Raw genomic sequence first — 22,092 nt, forward strand, 5'->3', positions numbered from 1 at the left:
TATGAAAATATTTTAAGAGTGTATTGCTCTTTTATCTACTGATAAAGCTGCTTCTTTTACTGCTTCTGAAAATGTTGGGTGTGCATGACATGTTCTTGCAATATCTTCAGCGCTAGCACCAAACTCCATTGCAACTCCAATTTCCCCAATTAATTCACCTGCATGAGGTCCAATAATATGTGCTCCTAAAACTCTATCTGTTTTTTCGTCAGCTAGTATTTTAACAAAACCTTCTGCTTCATCAATTGCTTTGGCTCTTGAATTTGCCATAAATGAAAATTTACCAATTTTATATTTAATATTTGCTTCTTTTAATTGTTCTTCTGTTTTCCCAACTGAAGCAACTTCTGGTGCTGTATAAACAACTCCGGGAATAATATCATAATTAACATGTCCTGATTGTCCTGCAATATTTTCTGCAACTGCAATACCTTCGTCTTCAGCTTTGTGAGCAAGCATCGGCCCATCAATTACATCTCCAATAGCATATACGTTCTTAATATTTGTTTGAAATGCTTTGTCAGTTTTAATTCTTTTCTTTTCATCTAATTCAACACCAATTGCTTCTAAATTTAAGTTAGTTGTATTAGGTTTTCTACCAACAGATATAAGAACCACATCACAATCAAAATCTGCTTTTTTTCCATCTTTATCAGATGTTGAAACTTTAGCACCATTAGCATTTTTTTTAATTCCTTCTACTTTCGTCTGCATATGAAAATTAATTCCTTGTTTCTTTAATATTTTCATAAACTCTGTAGATATTTCTCTATCCATACCAGGAGTAATATGTTCTAAAAATTCAACCACATGTACTTCTGCGCCTAATCTAGACCAAACAGACCCCATCTCTAATCCTATATAACCACCACCAACTACAACCATTTTTTTTGGCACAGTTTCTAAGGTTAATGCTCCTGTTGAAGATACAATTATTTTTTCATCAAATTTAATACCTGGTAATGCAACTGGCACCGACCCTGTACTAATTACTGTTTTGTCTGTTTCAATTATGGTTTCTTTTTTTTGATCATCTAATATCGAGATTTTATTTGCTGATTTAAAGCTTCCAGTGCCTTTAAAATAAGTGACTTTATTTTTTTTAAATAAAAACTCTACGCCCTTAGTCAAAATTGTCACCGCTTTATCCTTATTTTGCATCATTTTTTGAAGATTAAGTTTTACCCCACTCACCTCAATGCCAAGTTTAGAGAAATTTTGCGCCTTATGATAATTTTCAGAAATATTTAGTAAATTTTTAGAAGGTATACACCCAACATTTAAACAAGTTCCACCTAATGAGCCTCTTGATTCTATACATGCAGTTTTAATTCCCAATTGCGCTAATCTTATTGCACACACATAACCTCCCGGACCACCACCTATTACAACTGCTTGAAATTTATCTGACATTTAAATATTTAAAAACAACCTTCTTGGATCCTCTAAATTTTCTTTAACCATTTTTAAGAACGATACTGACTCTTTTCCATCTATAATTCTGTGATCATAAGACAAGGCAAGATACATGATGGGTCTAATTTTAATCTCACCATCAACTACCATTGGTCTTTCAACTATATTATGCATACCTAACACACCAGATTGAGGTAAGTTTAATATTGGAGTAGATAACATTGAACCATAAACTCCACCATTACTAATTGTAAAGGTTCCACCCTGAAGGTCCTCTATGGTTATTTTTCCATCTCTTGCTTTTTCAGAAATAGTTTTAATATTTTTTTCAATATCTGCGAATGATAATTGATCAGCGTCTCTTAATACTGGTACCACTAATCCCTTTTCAGTTCCTACTGCAAAGCTCATATTATAATAATTTTTATAAATAATTTCATCTCCATCAATTTCAGCGTTAACTGATGGATACATTTTTAGTGCAGCAACACATGCTTTTACAAAAAATGACATAAACCCTAATTTAATTCCATACCTGCTTTGGAAATCTTCCTGGTTCTCTTTTCTCATTTCCATTATACCGGTCATATCAACTTCATTAAATGTTGTTAATAATGCTGCATTTTCTTGTGCTTGTTTTAATCTTTTTGCAATTGTCTGTCTAAGCCTAGACATTTTAATTCTCTCTTCTTGACCATATTTAATTTTTCTTTCTGATGGCTGAGGGTTTTCTCCCATCATGCTAATTAGATCACCTTTAAGAATTCTACCTTCTTTACCAGAGCCACTAACTTTTTTTAAATCGATTTTATTTTCAACTGCCATTTTTCTTACAGCTGGTGAAAGTACTTCATTATTTTTATTTGAAGAATCGGTTTTTTCTTCTTTAACTTCATTGGTTAATATTAAAGGTTCTTCCTCTTCAGGTTCTTCAAAAACTTTAGGAATTTCTTTTTTAATTTCTAAATTAACTACATTATTTTCAGTTTTTTTAGGTTCAATTTTTGTAATTATTTTTTTTTCAGATGGTTGAGTTCCATTTTGACTTATCGTACCAAGAAGAGCTCCCACTTCTACGGTTTCACCATCTTTTGAATTTATTTCAGATAAAACTCCATCTATTGGAGATGGAACTTCTAAATTAACTTTGTCAGTTTCTAACTCTACAATTGCTTCATCGGCTTCAACTGTGTCACCTTCATTTTTAAGCCATTTAGCAACTGTTGCCTCTGTTATGCTCTCACCCAAAACTGGTACTAAAATTTTTTCACTCATTTTTATTCAAAAACCTTGTTAATAATCTCTTGTTGTTGTGAAATGTGTCTTTTTGCATATCCTGTTGCTGGAGATGCATCTGGACTTCTTCCTATATAAGAAATTTTACTATTATTAGCGTTAATAGTTTCTAATGTCCATTGTATATAGTCTCTTACTGAGAACCATCCGCCCATATTTTTTGGTTCTTCCTGGCACCAATAAAACTTAGCATTTTTAGCGTAAGGTTTAAGTTCCTTTACAAGAGTTTTTGCAGGAAATGGATATAGTTGTTCAATTCTGAACAATATTACATCATCTATTTTAAGTTTTTCTCTAGCATCTAATAAATCAAAGTAAACTTTACCTGAGCACATTATTACTTTTTTAATCTCTGAAGCTTTTCTTAATTTTATAAAACCATTAGTTTTTGGGTCCACAGCATGGTCCCATAATATTCTATGAAATGAATTTTCTTTATTAAAATCTTCTAAGTTTGAAACACAATACTTGTTTCTTAATAAAGATTTTGGTGTCATCATAATTAATGGTTTTCTAAAATCTCTATGCATTTGTCTTCTTAGTGCATGAAAATAATTTGCAGGAGTAGTGCAATTCATTACTTGCATATTGTCATTAGAACATAGTTGTAAAAATCTTTCTAAACGAGCTGATGAATGTTCTGGGCCTTGACCTTCATATCCATGTGGTAAAAGCATTACTAAACCTGATGCTCTTGTCCATTTTCTTTCTCCTGATGCAATAAATTGATCTATTACTACTTGTGCTCCATTAGCAAAATCTCCAAACTGAGCTTCCCATATTGTAAGTGTGTTAGGTTCAACAAGACTGTAACCATACTCAAAACCAAGAACTGCTAATTCTGATAAAAAGCTGTCGACTACTTCAAATTGCTTTTGATTTTTTGAAATATTATTTAAAGGGACATAACGACTATTATCTTTTTGATTTCTTAAAACAGAATGTCTCTGGCTAAAAGTTCCTCTACCAGAATCTTGGCCAACTAGCCTAACTGGATATCCTTCTTCTAATAAAGATCCAAATGCCAACGCTTCTGCAGTTGACCAGTCTATGTTTGATCCATTTTCGACTGCTTTTTTTCTTGAATCTAGTATTTTGGTTATTGTTTTATGTAAATTTAATTTTTCAGAATAAGAATTTATTTTTTCTGAAATCTCTAAAAGTTTTTTAGTATCTGCACCTGTTACTCCTCTTTTATCTTTTCCTTTTTCAGGTTTATATGCTGACCATGTGCCTTCAAACCATTCTATTTGAGGTTTGTAATTTTTTGCATTTTTAAATTGATCATCAAGTAAATTTTTAAATTCTTTTATTGAGTTTTCTAAAATATCATTAGTAATTGTATTCTCAGATATCAATTTATTCCCATAAACATTTACTACAGAGGGATGTGATCTAATTTTTTCATACATCAATGGCTGAGTAAATGAAGGCTCATCTCCTTCATTATGACCAAATCTTCTATAGCAAATCAAATCTATAACCACGTCTCTATTAAATTTTAATCTAAACTCTGTAGCTATTCTTGCCGCATAAACGACAGCTTCTGGGTCATCTCCATTAGCATGAATAATTGGAGCATCAACCATTTTTGCTACATCAGATGGATAAGGTGAAGATCGTGCAAATCTTGGACTTGTTGTGAAACCTATTTGGTTATTAACAATAATATGAATTGTTCCACCAGTGTTATGACCTGGTAATCCAGACATTGCAAAACATTCGGCTACCACACCTTGGCCTGCAAATGCAGCATCACCATGTATCAATATGGGTATTACTTTATTTCTCTCTTTATCTTTATGAAAAAATTGTTTTGCCCTTGTTTGCCCAAGCACTACTGGATTAACTGCCTCTAAGTGAGATGGGTTATCTGTTAAACTAACATGCACAGAGTTTCCATCAAACTCTCTATTTGAAGATGCACCTAAGTGATACTTAACATCTCCAGCTCCTTCTTCTGATGATGCATTAATTTCTCCAGCAAATTCATTAAATATTCTTTTATATGATTTTTGCAAAACATTCGCTAATACATTTAGTCTACCTCTATGTGACATTCCAATCTTAACCTCTTTGACTGCAGACTGGCCACTAATCTTAATTATTTGTTCCAAAGCAGGAATTAAACTTTCTGCACCATCTAGTCCAAATCTTTTTGTTCCTACATATTTTTTATGTAAAAATTTTTCAAAACCTTCCGCTTGTATTAATTTATTTAAAATTGCTTCTTTACCATTTTTTGTAAAATTTAAGTTGTCTTCTGACTTTTCAATCCGATCTCTAAACCATTTTCTTTCAGTTGGATTTGATATGTGCATATATTCATATCCAATTGGCCCACAGTAAGTTTTCTTCAAAAATACTAATATTTCTTTTATATTAGATTGATCTTTATTTATAACACCACCTAAATAAATATTTTTTTCATAGTCACTTTTTTTAAAATCAAAAGACTCTGGATGCAGTTCATCTAGATAATCTGACTGCAATAATTGCAATGGATCTAATTTAGCTATGAGGTGTCCTCTTTGTCTATATGATCTAATCATAGAGACCGCTTTAATTGAATCTTCATTTGATTTAGATAAATTTATTTGACCCACATTAGCTTGCTGAGTATTGCTTGATGGATTCTCTTCTTCTTGTTCAATTTTTTTTTGAAGTTCATCTATATCAATTTTATTTTTTAAGCCCCAAGATGGTCCATTAATTTCCTTCGCAATCATACTTAAGTCTTCGCCTATATCTTCAAAGTAATGCTGCCAACTTTCTGGGAGATCTTTATCTTTATTGATAAATTTTAAATACATTTGTTCTATAAATGCACTATTTGATTTACTAAGAAATGAGGTTTTTTTGAATTCGAGATTTTTTGATGATGACATCTATTTTATTGATATAATATCAGATAAATAATTTTCAATTAGATAATTTTTTAAATAATGTTTTTCCTAGTTCAGATGGTGATTTTGCAATTGTAATCCCACATTCTTCCATTTTTTTAATCTTATCCTCTGCTCCGCCCTTACCACCAGAGATAATAGCTCCAGCGTGCCCCATAGTTCTTCCTGGGGGTGCTGTTATTCCAGCAACAAACCCAACCATAGGTTTTTTTATTTTGTGGTTTTTAATAAATTCAGCTGCTTCTTCTTCTGCAGAGCCACCAATTTCTCCTATCATAAGAATAGATTCTGTCTCATCATCATTTAAAAATAAATCCAAACAATCAATAAAGTTTGTTCCATTTATTGGATCTCCACCAATTCCTATACAAGTAGATTGTCCTAATCCATTTTCAGTTGTTTGTGCAACTGCTTCATAAGTTAAAGTTCCAGATCTTGAAACAATTCCCACCGAGCCTTTTTTGTGAATATTTCCAGGCATAATCCCAATTTTACATTCATCAGGAGTAATTATTCCTGGACAGTTAGGTCCTATCAATCGACTTTTTGAACTATTTAGCTTTTGTTTAACTCGAAGCATATCTTGAATTGGTATACCTTCAGTAATACAAACTATAAGCTCAATAGATGCATCAATAGCTTCTATTATTGCTGCTGCAGCAAATTTTGCTGGCACATAAATCATTGTGGCATCTGCTCCAACTTCTTGTTTGGCATCAGCTACTGTATTAAATACTGGACGATTAAGATGTTTTTGTCCTCCTTTTTTTGGAGTAACTCCACCAACAAGATTTGTTCCATATTTTATGGCTTGCTCTGAATGAAAAGTTCCATGAGCACCTGTAAAACCTTGGCATATAACTTTTGTATTTTTATTTATTAAAACTGACATATTATTTTATTGCCTTTACAATTTTTTGTGCTGCATCATCTAGGTTTTCTGCTGAAATCAATTTGAGCCCCGAATTATCTAAAATTTCTTTTCCTTCTTTAAAGTTAGTACCAGCGAGTCTAACTACCAATGGAACGCTTATGTTAATTTCTTTAGCAGCATCCACAACACCTTGTGCAAGGACATCACATCTCATAATTCCCCCAAATATATTTATTAATATTCCTTTAACATTTTTATCTGAAAGAATAATCTTAAGGGCAGCTGAAACTTTTTCTTTTGAAGCTCCTCCACCAACATCTAAAAAGTTTGCTGGCTCTTCACCATATAATTTGATTATATCCATTGTTGCCATTGCAAGACCTGCTCCATTGACCATGCAGCCAATACTTCCATCTAACTTTATGTAAGCAAGATCGTGTTTACTCGCATCTATTTCTGCAGGATCTTCTTCATTTAAATCTCTAAGCTCGATTATTTCAGGATGTCTAAATAAAGCATTAGAGTCAAAATTAACTTTTGCATCTAAACAAATTATTTTTTTTTCTTTAGTTAATATTAGTGGGTTAACTTCAACCATGTTGGCGTCTGTACCTAAAAACATTTTATATACTGATTTTATCAGTGCTATTGCTTGTTTTTTTGCATCCTCCGCTAAAGCATAAATTGCAATTATTTTTTCACAGTCAGTATCAGAAATTTCATCAGTAATATCTATTTTAGTTGTTATAATTTTTTCTGGAGTTTTTTCTGCAACTTCTTCAATGTCCATTCCACCTTGATCACTGGATATGAATACTATTTTTGAACTTGCTCTATCTACTAAACAAGATAAATAGAATTCTTTATCAATATTAGAGGACTCTTCTACATATAATCTTTTTACTTCTCTTCCTGCTGGGCCAGTTTGATGTGTTATGAGTGTTTTTCCAAGCAATTCTTTTGCAGCAGCACTTAATTCATCAATTGTGTTTAAAATTTTTACACCTCCAGCTTTGCCTCGTCCACCAGCATGAATTTGTGCTTTTAAAACAAATTTTTCTGTTTTTAAAGATTTTACTTTTTCAATTAAGTCTTCAACTGTAAACGCAAAAACTCCTTCAGGAACTGCCGCACCATATTTTTTTAGAATTTGCTTCGCCTGGTGTTCGTGAATATTCATTATTTAGAAAGATCTGGATCTATTTTAGATGCGGCTTCCCAAAGTGCTTTAACAGCATCAATAGAGTGCATAAATTCCTTTTTTTCTTTTTCATCTAGATCGATCTGTTCTATTTTTTCTACACCATTTTTTCCAATGATTACAGGTACACCAGCATAAACATTGCTTACCCCATACTCTCCATTTAATTGAATGGCACACGGTAATAACTTCTTTTCATCTTTTAAGTATGCTTCTGCCATCTGAACTCCTGATGCTGCGGGTGCGTAAAATGCTGATCCCTTTTCTAAATATTTTACAATCTCTGCACCACCATCCCTTGTTCTTTGATTTATTTCTTCTAATCTTTCTTGAGTTATTTTACCTTCTTTAACCAAGTCTAATAAAGGTTTTCCTGAAACTTTTGTAAATCTTGGTAATGGTACCATTGTGTCTCCATGACCTCCCATTACCATTGCGTCTATTTCTTTTACAGGAACATTAAGCTCTTCTGATAGAAATAATTTAAATCTTGAGCTGTCTAGAATTCCTGCCATTCCAATTACTTTATTAGCTGGCATATTAGAAAATTTTTGAAATGCCATTACCATTACATCAAGTGGATTTGTGATACATATAACAAAAGCATTAGGTGCATTTTTTTTTATTCCTTCTGCTACTTGTTTAATAATCTTTAAATTAATCCCTAATAAATCATCTCTACTCATTCCTGGTTTTCTTGGAACTCCTGCAGTTATTATAATTACATCTGAGTCTTTAATATCTTCATAATTATCTGTACCTGAAAATTTTACATTAAAACCATCAACAGATGATGATTGGGCAATATCTAAAGCTTTTCCTTTAGCTATACCGCTGGCAACATCAAAAAGGACAACTTCATTGGCTACTTCTTTAGTTCCAATTAAGTGTGCTAAAGTACCACCAATCTGTCCTGCTCCTATTAAAGAAATTTTTTTTTTCATGAATGAGCTTATCTTTTATTGATAATTGACGATAATTCAACTGAATTTTAGATTTTATCTACTTATCTTCAATAAGTTTTGAGCAGATTACCATATCTCCAGAAATGTATGATCCTTTAAAATGTGACTTGTTCTCCTCCCAATTTTTTTTACCATCAGTTATGTAATTATTGAATAGCTGCTTTCTATTTTCTTCAGCTTTTTTTTGAGCTTCTTCTAATTTTTTTTCTTCTTCAATTACCATTAATTCTACAGACTTAAATAAAAGATTATTTGAAATCTCAATAAAATTTTTAGAACTTACAGCATCTGTTTTTAAAATTATACCTGATGCATAAGCATAAACTGCACTACATCTATTTAATAAATAGATTTGTGTTTTGCCATCTTCAATATCTTTCTTTTTTAAATAATCTTTTAAAGAAGTATTGGTATCTGCTTTAGCAAAACTTATAATGAATAAAGATATAAATAAAAAAATAGTTTTTTTCATTAAATGTATTATAAGTTTTTATGGACCATAAGCTACTTTTGGTAGCCATGTAACAATTTTTGGAAAATTAAAAACAATTGCAACTGCTATTGCTTGTAAAATTACAAAAGGAATTATTCCTCTATAAATATTTTGTATCGTTATTCCTTGAGGGGCTACACCTTTCATATAAAATAAGGCGAAACCAACTGGTGGAGTTATAAAAGAAGTTTGTAGAACAACTGCAAACATAACTATAAACCATACCATATCAACGCCAAGATCAACCATCACTGGTGCTAAAAAAGGCAATAAAATTAATGTAATTTCTATCCAATCTAAAAAGAAACCTAATATAAAAGCAATACACAGAACAACTATAACAACTCCATTGGGTCCAAAAGATAATCCTTTGAGCGCACCTTCAATTAATTCGTCTCCACCTAATCCTCTTAAAACTAAAGCAAACATTGTTGCTCCTACAAACAGTGCAAATATATACGCTGTTGTATGTGTAGTTTTTCTAATTACACTTTTTAAATCCTTGAAAGAAAGCCTTCCTCTTATAAGAGCTAAAATAGATGCCCCTAGTGCACCTACTCCTGATGCCTCTGTTGGAGTTGCTATACCCATAAAAATACTTCCTAAGACTGCTATTATTAATAAAGCTGGTGGTATAATTGATTTAAATACTCTTAAAATTATATCTAAAGAAACAGGCTCTGCACTTTTAGGAGCTGGTGCAACTTTTGGCTTTAAATAAGCATATGTAATAATAAAAATTGTATATAATAAACCAAGCATCAGGCCAGGAAATACTGCCCCCATAAATAGGTCACCTACCGAAATTCTCACTTGGTCACCCATAATTACAAGCATAATACTAGGAGGTATTAAAATTCCAAGTGTGCCAGTTGCACAAACAACTCCACATGCAAGATCTGGACTATAATTATTTTTTAACATTAAAGGAACGCCTAGAATTGTTAATAAAACAACCGATGCCCCTATGATGCCTGTTGAGGCTGCTAATAGCACTCCAATAAAGACAACTGCTATTGCCAAACCTCCTCTCATACGACCAAACAATTTTGAAAGATCTGTCATTAAATCTTCTGCAATTCCAGATTTATCCATCATTATTCCCATAAAAATAAACATTGGAAGAGCAACAAGAACCCAGTTTGCCATAACTCCATACAACCTATAAACTACCATCGAAGAAAATTTCCAATCAACTCCAAAGAAAGTGTCTAAATAACTATCAGACAACATTGTAATGAGAGTAAATAATACCGCTAAACCTCCCATTGTCCACGCAACAGGGAAACCAATAAAAATTAAAGTTATGAAGCTCAAAAAGAGCAATATTGACATGTAGTATTCTGAAATTAATTCCATCTATTTTATTTTTTCAAACCCTAATTGAATAGTTGTTAGAACCCTAATTATTCTTGATAAGCCAGCTAATAGTAATAAAAAGAAACTAAATACTAGAAAACCTTTTACAAGCCATCGTGCAGGAAGTCCATTTGCAGAAGTAGATCTTTCACTTGTTTCCCATGAAAGCTCAAAAAATGGAACTGAATAAATAAGTACTAAAATAATGAATGGTAAAAACAATAAAAGAATTCCAAAAAACTCAAACCACAGTCTTTTTTTGTAAGCCATACTGTCAGTCAAAACATCTACCCTAACGTGTTGATCTACTACGTAAGTAGATGACAAGCCAACTAACCACCCTACAGCATATAGATGCCATTGTAATTCTTCCAATTCAATCATACCACTCTTAAATACATATCTAAGAATGACATTAAGAATAATTACAGCAACTAAAACAACCCATATCCAATTAAATACTTCACCAACACTAGTCACAAACCCATCTATTTTTTTTGTGATTGGCAAGTGTTTGAGCTGTAGTTTTTTATCTAAACTATTTTCTAATTTTGTAAAATCATTCGCCATAAAAAAATTTCTTTTAAAAACAAAAGCAGCCGGCAAAACCGACTGCTTTTTAACTTTATTATAAACTTTAAAAGTATTAAATACTAAAAGTTTCTAGGTAAATAACCCCATTTTTGCCAAACATCATATTCTTTCATGAATGCTTGTTGAGAATTCCAAACTTTTTTAAAGTCAGCATCTTTAGCAGACTGTTCTGCCATAACTTTTGCACTAACTTTTTGAAGTTCTCTCAATACACTATCAGGCAATCTAGCAGCTGTTACACCTTTAGAAGGGAAACTTGCAATTTGTTTTCCTTGTAAAAATTCACCAGTTGTAATTGCTCTCATAGCTGCTGCTGTACAAGCCATTTCGAATAAAGCTTGGTCAGCTGCACCCATTTTTTTCCATAGGTCTAAGTTGACCATGAAGTGAGTAGATGTTGATACTTGGTGCCAACCTGGAAACAAGTTGAACTTAGTAATTTTGTGAAAACCAAGAACTTCATCAATTGCTGGCATCGAATATTCTGTTGCATCTAGAGTTCCTTTTTCTAAAGCAGCAAAAATTTCACCACCGGCCATTAAAGTTGCAGATGCTCCTATTTCATTTAAAACCATTCCTCCTAATCCTGAGAAACGAATTTTTAAACCTTTAAGATCATCTAAACTTGTGATTGGATTTCTATACCAACCAGCAGTTTCAGGTCCAATTGTACTACATAACAAAACTTTAATATTTTGCTTGTTGTAAATTTCATTTGCTAACTTTGAACCTTCTCCTTCAAACCACCATGCAGCATACTCCCATGGTTCCATTCCGAACGGTACTGCCGCAAATAAAACGGCCGCTGGAATTCTACCTTGGTCATAAGCCATATAGTTATAAGCTGCAGGCAAATCACCTTTACTAATTGATGGTGAGATCTCTAATGGAGGAAGAATTTTTCCAGGCTCATAAACCTTTAATTTTATTCTTCCATCTGTAGCTTTATCTAAAGTGTCTGCTAAACGAGCAACTGGGTCACCCAGCGCTGGCCAACCAGTATTGAAAGTAGATTGTACTTTCCATCTGATTTTTTCAGCTGCATTTACCTGCTGAAATGAAAAAGTTATCATTAAAGCAAATACAGCCAAAATACTAACGAACGATTTCATTAGTGATTTTGATTTATCTATCATATTTTTTCCCTCTCTTTTGTTTTGAGTTGTTCGTCTAAAAGAAGTGCATTTCCAACTCATTTTAAAATGCTCTCCATGCTTGTCTGTAAAGATCTACCATCTCATTTACAGAAGGCACTCTCGGATTGAGGTTTGGCGCCCCTGAATTTTCTGCATCAGTTGCCATATTTTTTAACTCTTCCTCAAAATTTTTTTGATTAATTCCAAAATTTTGCATTGATGGAACTTCAAAATCATTATTAATTTTGTACAGACCTTTAATCAATTTATCACAGGCCACATCATCATTGTCACCAGGTAGTGCAAAATCTCCTGCACGACTACAATCTGCATATCTACTTTTTGCATGATCTATCGAAAATTTAGTTATAGTTGGTAGTAACATTGCATTACTAAGTCCATGAGGAACTTTGAAATTACTACCTAGCGGCCTACTCATTCCATGCACCAAACATATTGAAGCATTGGAAAATGCTAAACCTCCTAATGTAGCAGCTAACATTAAGCCTTCTCTTGCTTTTAAATCTTTTGGATTTTTATCAACTGCATAAATATTTTGGGTAACAAGTCTTATTGTGTCTAAAGCCATTCGATCAGAAAAGAGTGTGGCTTTTTTGCTTACGTATGCTTCTATTCCATGAGTTAAAGTGTCAATTGCGCTATCAATAGTTAATCTTCTGGGTTTCGATAAAGTTAAATCATAATCAACAATTGCAACTATAGGGACAAATCCTTCTCCTCTACAAGAAATTTTTTCATTATTATTTGAGTCTATAACTACTGCGTGATGTGTTACTTCCGAGCCTGTACCAGCTGTAGTAGGGATTGCAATTATTGGAAGACCCTTTTTATCAAACATTGATGGTGGCTTATAATCTTGAATATTTTTACTAAATTTAGCCATTGCGGCTATTGCTTTTGCAGTATCTATTGGACTTCCTCCACCAAAACCAATTACGGCATCATTTTTACATTTTTCTAAAAATTTAATTCCATTTAAAACTACTGAGTCTGTTGGATCAGGAACGGTGTCATCAAAAACATCAGAATTTAATCCTGCTTTAGTTAAAACATCTTGTAGTTTTTTTACATAACCAAATGATACCATTTGTTTATCAGTTACAATTAGTAATGATTTTATAGATCCTAAAATTTTTATTATATCGGGGAGTTCATTCAAGCTACCCTTGCCAATTTGCAAGTATCTAGGAACACAAATACGAACATTTTCTCTTTTAATCAAACGGTCCTCTCTCTTTTCATCTAATTTGTTAATGCTTAATCTAAACTTAAGTAATTTTAGGAGTCAACAACTGAAAGCTTTTAATTGATAATATTTTTCTCATTTAAGGAATAATATATTGCAAAGAAAATTGAGCTAGTATAACTTTAAATTATATATAAAAGGAGAAGCATGAAAAAAGTTAGTCATTTCATTGATGGAAAAGTTTTTACTGTAAAAGATTCTAGAACCGGTCCAATTTTTAACCCCGCTATTGGAGAACAAATAGCAGAAGTTGAATTAGCAAGTAAGGCTACTGTTGAAATGGCTATAGAGAGCTCTAAGAAAGCTTTTTTAAAATGGTCTAAAACCACACCTATAAACAGAGCAAGAATTTTAGCAAAATATAAAGATTTATTAATAAAAAATATGGAAGATATGGCTGTAATGGTTTCCGAACAACATGGAAAAACTATTCCAGATGCAAAAGGTTCTATTCAAAGAGGAATTGAAGTTGTTGAGTATGCAACTGGTATCACCGATTCTTTAAAAGGGGATCACTCTGCAAGTGTGGGAACTAATGTTGACTCTTATTCAATGAGACAGCCCTTGGGTGTTTGTGCTGGAATTACTCCGTTTAATTTTCCAGCAATGGTACCTATGTGGATGTACCCAGTTGCTATTGCATGTGGAAATACTTTTGTACTTAAACCATCAGAAAAAGATCCGAGTTGTCCAATTAGACTTGGAGAATTAGCTATTGAAGCTGGTATGCCACCGGGTGTTTTAAATGTTGTAAATGGTGATAAAGAATCTGTTGATACTCTACTAGAGAGTAAAGATGTTCAAGCGATTAGTTTCGTAGGTTCGACTCCAATTGCGGAATATGTTTATCATACAGGAACAAAAAACAATAAAAGAGTTCAAGCTCTTGGTGGAGCTAAAAACCATATGGTTGTGATGCCTGACGCAGATGTTAATAAAACAACAGACGCTATTATAGGCTCTGCTTTTGGGTCTGCTGGTGAGAGATGTATGGCTATTTCTGTTGCTGTTTGTGTAGGAAAAAAGACTGCTGAAAATTTAAAAACTAAATTATTAGAAGAAACACTAAAACTAAATGTTGGACCATACACAGACGAAAAAAGTGATTTTGGCCCACTTAATAACAAAGCTCACTATGAAAAAGTTTTGGGATACATAGATACGGGTGAAAAAGAAGGAGCTAAGCTTCTTGCAGATGGAAGAAATATGAAACTACAAGGGTATGAGAATGGATATTTTGTAGGTCCTACCATTTTTGAAGGTGTAAAACCAGATATGAAAATTTATAAAGAAGAAATTTTTGGTCCGGTACTCAGTATGATGACAACAGATACTTATGAAGAAGCTTTAAAATTAGTTAATGATCATGAATTAGGAAATGGAGCTGCTGTATTTACAAAAAGTGGTATGATAGCAAAACATTTCACTGAAAATGCAAAAATTGGAATGATAGGAGTAAATGTTCCCATTCCTGTACCTGTTGCTTACCATAGCTTTGGTGGTTGGAAGAGATCATTATTTGGGGATCATTCTATGCATGGTCCTGAAGGGGTAAGATTCTATACTAAATTGAAAACTGCAACAGTAACATGGTCGGAAGATAATAGTGGTCCAGAGTTTACAATTCCAGTTCTTTCTTAATTTTTTAGTTAAAAAACTTAAAAGTTATGAGTGATACAAATAGTAGAACTTCACCCAAAAGAATTTTAAACATCCTTGAAGAAGTTCTATTAGATCCAGACAATTTTACTGCAAAAAAAATATCTCACAAGTTAGAGATTCCATTGCCAACTGTTTACCGACACATAGAAACTTTGTGTGATGAGAAATTTTTAATTGCTAGCAGTAATAAGAAATATATTCCGGGACCAAAGATTAGAAATATAATCTTACATAGTTTGCCTTACGAACCAAACTTTACTCTTAGGAGATCTTATTTGAGAAAACTTACAACTGAAATTAAAGAAACAGTTAGTTTGTCAGTACCTATTGGAACAAAACTAGTATATTTTGACAGAATTGAATTTCATTGGCCAATGCAGTTAAATCTGGAAGCTGGTGATCATTTGCCATTGCATGCTTCTGCATCTGGAAAACTTTATCTTTCTTCAATAAAAAAAGAAGACGCATTAAAAATCTTTAATAATATTAAAACACCAAAATCAGCAAAAAATACAATTACTGATATTTCTCAGTTTAAAAAAGAGTTAAATAAAATTAATAAGCAAGGTTATGCATTTGATGATGAAGAATGGTTTAATGGAATGGTAGGTGTTTCTTTGCCAATTACAAATTATAAAAATGAACTGTGTTTTTGTCTTTCTACTCACACAGCAAAGAGTAGAAAAAACATCGATGGTTTAAAAAAAATCTTACCTTCAATGCTTTCTGCGGCAAATAATTTAAAGAGTGCTTTGTTTAAAGATTAGCTGTAACTAACATTTTTTTTAGTTCTGCTATAGCTTTTGCTGGATTTAATCCTTTTGGGCAGGCATTAGTACAATTCATAATAGTATGACACCTATAAAGCTTAAGTTCATCAGCTACTTTTTTAAGTCTTTCTTTTCTCTCATCGTCCCTACTGTCAACTATCCATCTGTACGCTTGTAGTAATACAGCAGGCCCTAAATATTTGTCACCATTCCACCAATAACTTGGACAGGACGTTGAGCAGCATGCACACATGATGCACTCGTACGCTCCATCTAATTTTTCTCTATCTTTTTTAGATTGAATAATTTCTGTTGTTTCAACTTTAGTATTAGTTTTTAACCAAGGCTCTATTGACTGGTACTGTTTATAAAGTCCATTTAAATCCCCAATTAAATCTCTTTTAACTTTTAAATGTGGAAGAGGATAAATATTTATATCACCTTCAATTTCAGAATGAGGCGTTGTACATGCAAGACCATTCTTACCATCCATATTCATAGCACAAGAACCGCAAACACCATGAGCGCAAGATCTTCGATACGCTAGTGATGGGTCTATTTCACTTTTAATTTTATTTAATAAATCTAGAACTTTTGAAGGACAGTTGTCCATATCAACTTCATATGTGTCTACTCTTGGATTTTCTCCAGTTGAAGGATCCCATCTATAAATATTAACTTTTCTGATATTTTTCGATCCAGTCGTATCTTTGTAATATTTACCTTTTTGAACTTTAGAATTTTCAGGTAAATTAATTTGAACCATTAATAAACTCTCTCTTGTGGTGGAAAATATTGGACCTCGTTTGTTAATGTTGTTTTATGAACTGGTCTATAGTCAATTTTAGTATCTTTTCCGTTACACCAAGCAATAGTATGTTGCATAAATTTTTCATCATCTCTCTTAGGAAAATCTTCTCTAGCATGAGCACCTCTACTCTCTTTTCTATTATAAGCGGAATCAACTGTGGTAATTGCTTGTCTAATCAAATTATCAAATTCCAATGTTTCAACTAAATCTGTATTAAAAACTAAAGATTTATCTTTGACTGAGATTGACTCCATCCCATCATAAACTTTTCTTATTTCATCAACTCCTTCTTTTAAAGTCTTATCTGTTCTAAAAACTGCACATTTTGATTGCATGATCTTTTGCATTGAAAGTCTAAGTTCTGCGGTACTAGTTTCTCCATTAGCATTTCTAAGCTTATCAAATCTCGCTAAACATTTTTCAGTCTCAGTTTCACTTACTTCTTCATGAGGTGTGCCAGGCTTTACTAATTCTGCAGCTCTCATTGCTGCAGCCCTTCCAAACACAACTAAATCAATCAATGAATTTGAACCCAATCTATTTGCTCCATGAACAGAAACACATGCGGCCTCTCCGATTGCCATAAGACCTGGAACCGTTTTTTCAGAACCATTAACAGTTAAAACTTCTGCTTTATAATTAGTAGGAATACCTCCCATATTATAATGCACAGTAGGCACAACAGGTATTGGTTCTTTTGTTACATCAACGTTAGCAAATAATCTTGCTGCCTCTGTAATTCCTGGAAGTCTACTTTCTATAATATTTTTATCTAAATGACTTAAGTGTAAATGGACATGGTCTTTTTCTTTACCAACACCTCTTCCTTCATTTATCTCAATAGACATTGATCTACTCACTACATCTCTAGATGCTAAATCCTTTGCATTTGGCGCGTATCTCTCCATAAACCGCTCGCCCTTCGAGTTAACCAAATATCCACCTTCACCTCTAACACCCTCTGAAATTAAAGTTCCATGACCATAAATTCCTGTTGGATGAAATTGAACAAATTCCATATCTTGTAAAGGAAGACCTGCTCTAAGTACCATTGCATTACCATCGCCTGTACATGTATGAGCTGATGTTGCAGAATAATATACCTTACCATAACCACCAGTTGCTATTATTGTTATATGGGCTCTAAATCTATGGATAGTTCCATCATTTAAATTCCAAGCTATAAGACCTTTGCATTCACCATCTTTCATTATTAAATCCAACGCAAAGTATTCAATAAAAAATTCAGTGTTGTGCTTTAATGCTTGTCCATAAAGGGTATGAAGTATTGCGTGCCCTGTTCTATCGGCAGCCGCACATGTTCTTTGAACAATACCATTACCATAATCTTTAGTCATTCCACCAAATGGTCTTTGATAAATTTTTCCATCATCTGTTCTACTAAATGGAACTCCGTACTTTTCTAATTCTATTACTGCTTTTGGTGCTTCCTTACAAAGATACTCAATACTATCCTGATCACCCAACCAATCTGCACCTTTAACAGTATCATACATGTGCCATCTCCAATCATCTTCTCCCATGTTTCCAAGGGCAGCAGAGATTCCACCCTGTGCAGCAGATGTGTGACTTCTTGTTGGAAATACTTTTGATATACAAGCGGTTTTTAATCCTGCTTCACTCAAACCAACTGCAGCTCTTAAACCTGAGCCACCAGCTCCAAGTACAATAACATCATATTCGTGATCTATAATTTTGTAAGCACTCATATATTTAAATTAAATACTATAATAATCGTAATTAGTGGAACTACTATAGCAAAAATTTGTAATGCTTTGTTTGCGGCATTTTTGTTTTTTTCATCATTAATATAATCTTCAAATACCTCACTAATACTTAAATTAGAGAAAAAAAATGCAAGTATCAAAAATAATGAAAATAATATTTTTGATGATTTTGTAGAAAAAAAACCTAGCACATCGGTATAATCTTTATCAAAAATACCTACAAAATTTATTATAAACCAGCACATTAAAGGAACTAAAATAGCTGAGCTTACTTTTAAAAGTACCCATTTTTTAGTTACATTATTCATAAAAATTATTTTCCTAAAAGATAAATTAAAATTGTTAATAAAAATGAGCCAATAATCACAACTAAACCTGTAATTTTAGTAGTTTTTAATTCAAAACCGTATCCCATATCCATTATTAAATGTCTTATTTCGCTGAGGATTTGAAAACTAAATGACCATGTTAATCCTAAAATTATAAATTTTCCAAACACAGATTGTAAAAAAACTTTTGTAAATTCATAACTAGTCTCACCTAATAATAAAGAGGCAACCCAAACACACACGGCTGTGATTGCAACTATATTTATTATTCCTGTAATTCTATGAGAAATCGAAACCAAAGATGAAATATGCCATCTATAAACTTGTATATGAGGGGATAAAGGATTGTTATTTTCCATCAATATTTTTTTTAATTAAAGTTTCAGCAATTTCAACTGCATTTAATGCAGCTCCTCTAAGTAAATTATCAGAAACAATCCATAAGTTTAACGAGTTTTTATTTGTTTTATCTTCTCTTATTCTAGATATGTAAGTTTCATCACTACCTTCAGCTTCTAAAGGAGTAATGTACCCCCCATCTTCTCTTAAATCATGTACTTTACATCCCTTAGCTTTACTTAAGGCATCTTGAACTTTTCCTAAAGAAAATGGTTTTTCAAATTGAATATTTACTGACTCTGAATGAGAAACCATAACTGGAATCCTCACACAAGTTGCTGTTAGTTCAATTTGCTCATCAAGTATTTTTTTTGTTTCATTTGTCATTTTTAACTCTTCTTTAGTGTATCCATCATCTGAAAAAAGATCGATATGAGGGATTGCATTAAAGGCTATTTGTTTAGTAAAATTTTTAGATGTAATTTTTTTATTGTTTAACGATAGTTTAGTTTGTTCAATTAATTCATCCATTGGACCTTTGCCACCTCCTGAAACAGACTGATAAGTTGAAACAACTATTCTTTGAATCTTAAATAAATCATGTAAAGGTTTTAATACAATGACTAATTGTGCAGTAGAACAATTCGGATTGGCTATAATATTTTTTTTCATATTTTTAATAGCATCTGCGTTCACCTGAGGAACAATTAAGGGCACATCTTGATCCATTCTATAAAAACTAGAGTTATCAATAACAACTGAATGTTTTGCTGCTAATGGTGCATACTTCTCAGAAATTTTTCCTCCAGCAGCAAAAAAAGTAATTTTAGTTTTTGAAAAATCAAAAGTTTCAAGATTAAAAACTTCATGATCCTTACCATTAAAAACTATTTTTTGACCAGCACTTTTAGATGAGGCTACCAAAAATAATTCATTTATTTTTAATTTTTTCCTCTCTAATACTTCGAGAATTTTTCTTCCTACATTGCCTGTGGCACCTACAATTGCTATATTCATGATACTACAAGATTTTATACTAGATGAAGGGTAAATCGCAAACTTTTCCATCAAAAGTTTTACCATTTATATCAATTTTAAAAGCCTGAGTGTTTTTCCAAAAAGGTTTTTTAATCATGGCTATTCCAATTACTTGCTTAAATAGAGGAGAATAAGTTGCTGACCTTAATTCACCAATAATAACATTGTTAACATCATAAATATTTTTTGAAGATGTGAGACTTATTTCTTGTAAATCAATCTTTACCCCTTTTAACTTTTTTAGAGCTCCTTCAGATTTTATTTTTTTTAAATTTTCTTTACCTAGAAATTCAACCTCACTATCCAAAGAAACATATTGGTCAAAACCACATTCAAAAGGATTGTCATTATTGTCAAAATCGTTCCCATAGGACAGTAGTGCGCTTTCAATTCTTTCTATTAAATTTGGACAACCAGGCTTTACATTATACTGATTTCCAGCTTCAAATAATTTATCATATAGCTTTTTTCCTATCTCAGGATTTTGAATGTAAGCTTCAAATCCCCCTTGTTTTGACCAGCCAGATCTTGCTATTAAATGTTGTTCACCTTCATAGTCAAAATAATCAAAACCAAAAAACTTTAGTTCAGTAATTTTGTTTCCAAAAATTTCTTCCATTAGCGCAAAAGATTTTGGCCCTTGTATTGCAATTATATCTACAGTTGGCTCTATAATATTAACTTCAAATTTATATCCGGACGCTAAACCTTTTGCATAAAATAATACGTCAGAATCTGCAATTGATATCCACCATTTATCGTCTGCTATTTTTAAAATTACAGGATCATTAACTAAGTTTCCTAAATCATCTACTATCGGGCAGTAATAACATCTGCCTATTTTTGATTTTGATAAATCTCTACATGTCATTAGCTGAACTAATTTTGCTGAGTCTTTTCCAGATATTTCAACCTGTCTTTCGGCAGCAACATCCCATACTTGAACATATTTTTTTAAATGGTGATATCCATCTTCAATTGAACCAAAGGCCGCCGGTAACAACATGTGATTATAGACTGTATAAGCTGTTACACCTTGTTTTTCTATTCTTGAGGTATAAGGGGTACTTCTTAATCTTCTAGATTTTGCTATTGAATAATTTTTCATTTATTTAAAAATTCCAAAATCTTTTCTCGCATTTCAAAAGCTTTTTCAATCATAATCATGTGTCCAGATCCTTTAATTATATGGGTAGTTGAATTTTTGACTAAATTTGCAAATTTTTTTCCACTTTCTAAATTAGCCATCTTGTCTAGTTCTCCCAATATAAACATAGCTGGACAATTTATAGCTTTAGCAGCATCAGACCCATTTTGATAATTATTACACGCAACAAGATCAACTGCTAAAATTTCTCTGATGTCTCTGGGTGATTGGATTATTCTTTCAACTGGATTTCCACCAATAAATTTTTTTGAACCTTCATATCCCCACTTCATCATTAATTTTAAAGCATCAGAGTCTCCGTTTGTTGCTAGATCAATGAGATCTTTATGAACAGGCATTCGATAAGAGCCCCCAACAAAAACTATCTTTTTTAATCTATCTTTGTATTTAAATGAATATTCTAAAGCTTCTAGACAACCTTGAGAATGACCTACAAGAATTATATTATCCAATTTTAATTCTATAAATACTTTTTCCAGCCACTCAGCAATTTTTTCAATAGTATCAATAGATGGACCGTCAGAATTTCCATGCCCTGGTAAATCAATTGATAAAACATTAAAATTTTTATTTGAAAAAAATTGTTCGGTTAGAGACCAAACAATGTGTGAAAGGCCACTTCCATGTAGAAATACTATTGTATCTTTAGAATTATCTATGCCTTGTCCTGCATCTGAAGCATGAACACTTTTATTTTCTATGGTTATTATCAATCAATTA

Annotated in this window: 20 protein-coding genes; 2 read left to right on the forward strand and 18 right to left on the reverse strand. The window is 32.3% G+C overall.

Annotated elements, in window-relative coordinates; genetic code table 11:
• Nucleotides 1-12 precede the first annotated feature (12 nt).
• From lpdA to AC5SLO_RS05835, 11 genes are all read right to left on the reverse strand, one after another.
• A complete protein-coding gene (lpdA, locus tag AC5SLO_RS05785; RefSeq protein WP_494573022.1) occupies nucleotides 13-1,413 on the reverse strand; it encodes a dihydrolipoyl dehydrogenase in 1,401 nt (466 codons plus the stop codon).
• Nucleotides 1,414-2,691 carry a 2-oxoglutarate dehydrogenase complex dihydrolipoyllysine-residue succinyltransferase gene (gene odhB / locus AC5SLO_RS05790; protein WP_494573023.1) on the reverse strand — a complete coding sequence of 426 codons (1,278 nt, stop codon included), beginning with the start codon at nucleotides 2,689-2,691 and terminating at the stop codon, nucleotides 1,414-1,416.
• A 2-nt stretch (nucleotides 2,692-2,693) separates the two neighbouring features.
• A complete protein-coding gene (locus AC5SLO_RS05795) occupies nucleotides 2,694-5,600 on the reverse strand; it encodes a 2-oxoglutarate dehydrogenase E1 component (protein WP_494573024.1) in 2,907 nt (968 codons plus the stop codon).
• Nucleotides 5,601-5,634: 34 nt separating this feature from the next.
• Entirely contained in the window at nucleotides 5,635-6,510 is an 876-nt protein-coding gene (sucD, locus tag AC5SLO_RS05800; RefSeq protein WP_494573025.1) for a succinate--CoA ligase subunit alpha, read from the reverse strand.
• Between the two features lies 1 nt (nucleotide 6,511).
• A complete protein-coding gene (gene sucC / locus AC5SLO_RS05805) occupies nucleotides 6,512-7,672 on the reverse strand; it encodes an ADP-forming succinate--CoA ligase subunit beta (RefSeq protein WP_494573026.1) in 1,161 nt (386 codons plus the stop codon).
• A complete protein-coding gene (mdh, locus tag AC5SLO_RS05810) occupies nucleotides 7,672-8,637 on the reverse strand; it encodes a malate dehydrogenase (RefSeq protein WP_494573027.1) in 966 nt (321 codons plus the stop codon). Before mdh ends, sucC begins: the two co-directional genes overlap by 1 nt.
• Before the next feature lie 58 nt (nucleotides 8,638-8,695).
• Nucleotides 8,696-9,130, reverse strand: a complete 435-nt coding sequence (locus AC5SLO_RS05815; protein ID WP_494573028.1) for a hypothetical protein — start codon at nucleotides 9,128-9,130, stop codon at nucleotides 8,696-8,698.
• A gap of 18 nt (nucleotides 9,131-9,148) precedes the next feature.
• On the reverse strand, nucleotides 9,149-10,510 hold the full coding sequence (locus AC5SLO_RS05820) for a TRAP transporter large permease (RefSeq protein ID WP_494573029.1): 1,362 nt from the start codon (nucleotides 10,508-10,510) through the stop codon (nucleotides 9,149-9,151).
• Nucleotides 10,511-11,080: a TRAP transporter small permease subunit gene (locus AC5SLO_RS05825; protein WP_494573030.1), complete on the reverse strand. Its 570-nt coding sequence runs from the start codon at nucleotides 11,078-11,080 to the stop codon at nucleotides 10,511-10,513.
• 83 nt (nucleotides 11,081-11,163) lie between these two features.
• Nucleotides 11,164-12,300: a TRAP transporter substrate-binding protein gene (locus tag AC5SLO_RS05830; protein ID WP_494573031.1), complete on the reverse strand. Its 1,137-nt coding sequence runs from the start codon at nucleotides 12,298-12,300 to the stop codon at nucleotides 11,164-11,166.
• Nucleotide 12,301: 1 nt separating this feature from the next.
• Nucleotides 12,302-13,483, reverse strand: coding sequence for an iron-containing alcohol dehydrogenase (locus AC5SLO_RS05835; protein WP_494573032.1), 1,182 nt, complete (start codon nucleotides 13,481-13,483; stop codon nucleotides 12,302-12,304).
• Nucleotides 13,484-13,654: 171 nt separating this feature from the next.
• Here AC5SLO_RS05835 and AC5SLO_RS05840 point away from each other — a divergent pair, with 171 nt between their 5' ends.
• Together AC5SLO_RS05840 and AC5SLO_RS05845 are read left to right on the forward strand one after the other, a co-directional pair.
• Nucleotides 13,655-15,148 carry a CoA-acylating methylmalonate-semialdehyde dehydrogenase gene (locus AC5SLO_RS05840; protein WP_494573033.1) on the forward strand — a complete coding sequence of 498 codons (1,494 nt, stop codon included), beginning with the start codon at nucleotides 13,655-13,657 and terminating at the stop codon, nucleotides 15,146-15,148.
• A 26-nt stretch (nucleotides 15,149-15,174) separates the two neighbouring features.
• Nucleotides 15,175-15,936 carry an IclR family transcriptional regulator gene (locus AC5SLO_RS05845; RefSeq protein WP_494573034.1) on the forward strand — a complete coding sequence of 254 codons (762 nt, stop codon included), beginning with the start codon at nucleotides 15,175-15,177 and terminating at the stop codon, nucleotides 15,934-15,936.
• Here AC5SLO_RS05845 and AC5SLO_RS05850 read toward each other — a convergent pair.
• The 7 genes from AC5SLO_RS05850 to AC5SLO_RS05880 are packed head-to-tail and all read right to left on the reverse strand — an operon-like array spanning nucleotide 15,926 to nucleotide 22,085.
• Entirely contained in the window at nucleotides 15,926-16,705 is a 780-nt protein-coding gene (locus tag AC5SLO_RS05850) for a succinate dehydrogenase iron-sulfur subunit (protein WP_494573035.1), read from the reverse strand. The genes AC5SLO_RS05845 and AC5SLO_RS05850 overlap by 11 nt on opposite strands.
• Entirely contained in the window at nucleotides 16,705-18,480 is a 1,776-nt protein-coding gene (gene sdhA / locus AC5SLO_RS05855; RefSeq protein ID WP_494573036.1) for a succinate dehydrogenase flavoprotein subunit, read from the reverse strand. The genes AC5SLO_RS05850 and sdhA overlap by 1 nt, the downstream gene beginning before the upstream one ends.
• Complete coding sequence (sdhD, locus tag AC5SLO_RS05860; RefSeq protein WP_494573037.1) at nucleotides 18,477-18,806, reverse strand: succinate dehydrogenase, hydrophobic membrane anchor protein; 330 nt, start codon at nucleotides 18,804-18,806, stop codon at nucleotides 18,477-18,479. The genes sdhA and sdhD overlap by 4 nt, the downstream gene beginning before the upstream one ends.
• Nucleotides 18,807-18,811: 5 nt before the next feature.
• Nucleotides 18,812-19,186: a succinate dehydrogenase, cytochrome b556 subunit gene (gene sdhC / locus AC5SLO_RS05865; protein ID WP_494573038.1), complete on the reverse strand. Its 375-nt coding sequence runs from the start codon at nucleotides 19,184-19,186 to the stop codon at nucleotides 18,812-18,814.
• Nucleotides 19,176-20,183, reverse strand: a complete 1,008-nt coding sequence (locus AC5SLO_RS05870; RefSeq protein ID WP_494573039.1) for an aspartate-semialdehyde dehydrogenase — start codon at nucleotides 20,181-20,183, stop codon at nucleotides 19,176-19,178. Before AC5SLO_RS05870 ends, sdhC begins: the two co-directional genes overlap by 11 nt.
• Nucleotides 20,184-20,202: 19 nt before the next feature.
• The gene (locus AC5SLO_RS05875) at nucleotides 20,203-21,312 is read right to left on the reverse strand and encodes a dimethylsulfoniopropionate demethylase (protein ID WP_494573040.1); all 1,110 of its coding nucleotides are present in this window, start codon (nucleotides 21,310-21,312) and stop codon (nucleotides 20,203-20,205) included.
• Nucleotides 21,309-22,085 carry an alpha/beta fold hydrolase gene (locus AC5SLO_RS05880; RefSeq protein WP_494573041.1) on the reverse strand — a complete coding sequence of 259 codons (777 nt, stop codon included), beginning with the start codon at nucleotides 22,083-22,085 and terminating at the stop codon, nucleotides 21,309-21,311. Before AC5SLO_RS05880 ends, AC5SLO_RS05875 begins: the two co-directional genes overlap by 4 nt.
• Between the last annotated feature and the right edge of the window lie 7 nt (nucleotides 22,086-22,092).

Source organism: Candidatus Pelagibacter sp. PS_44 (assembly GCF_059417735.1).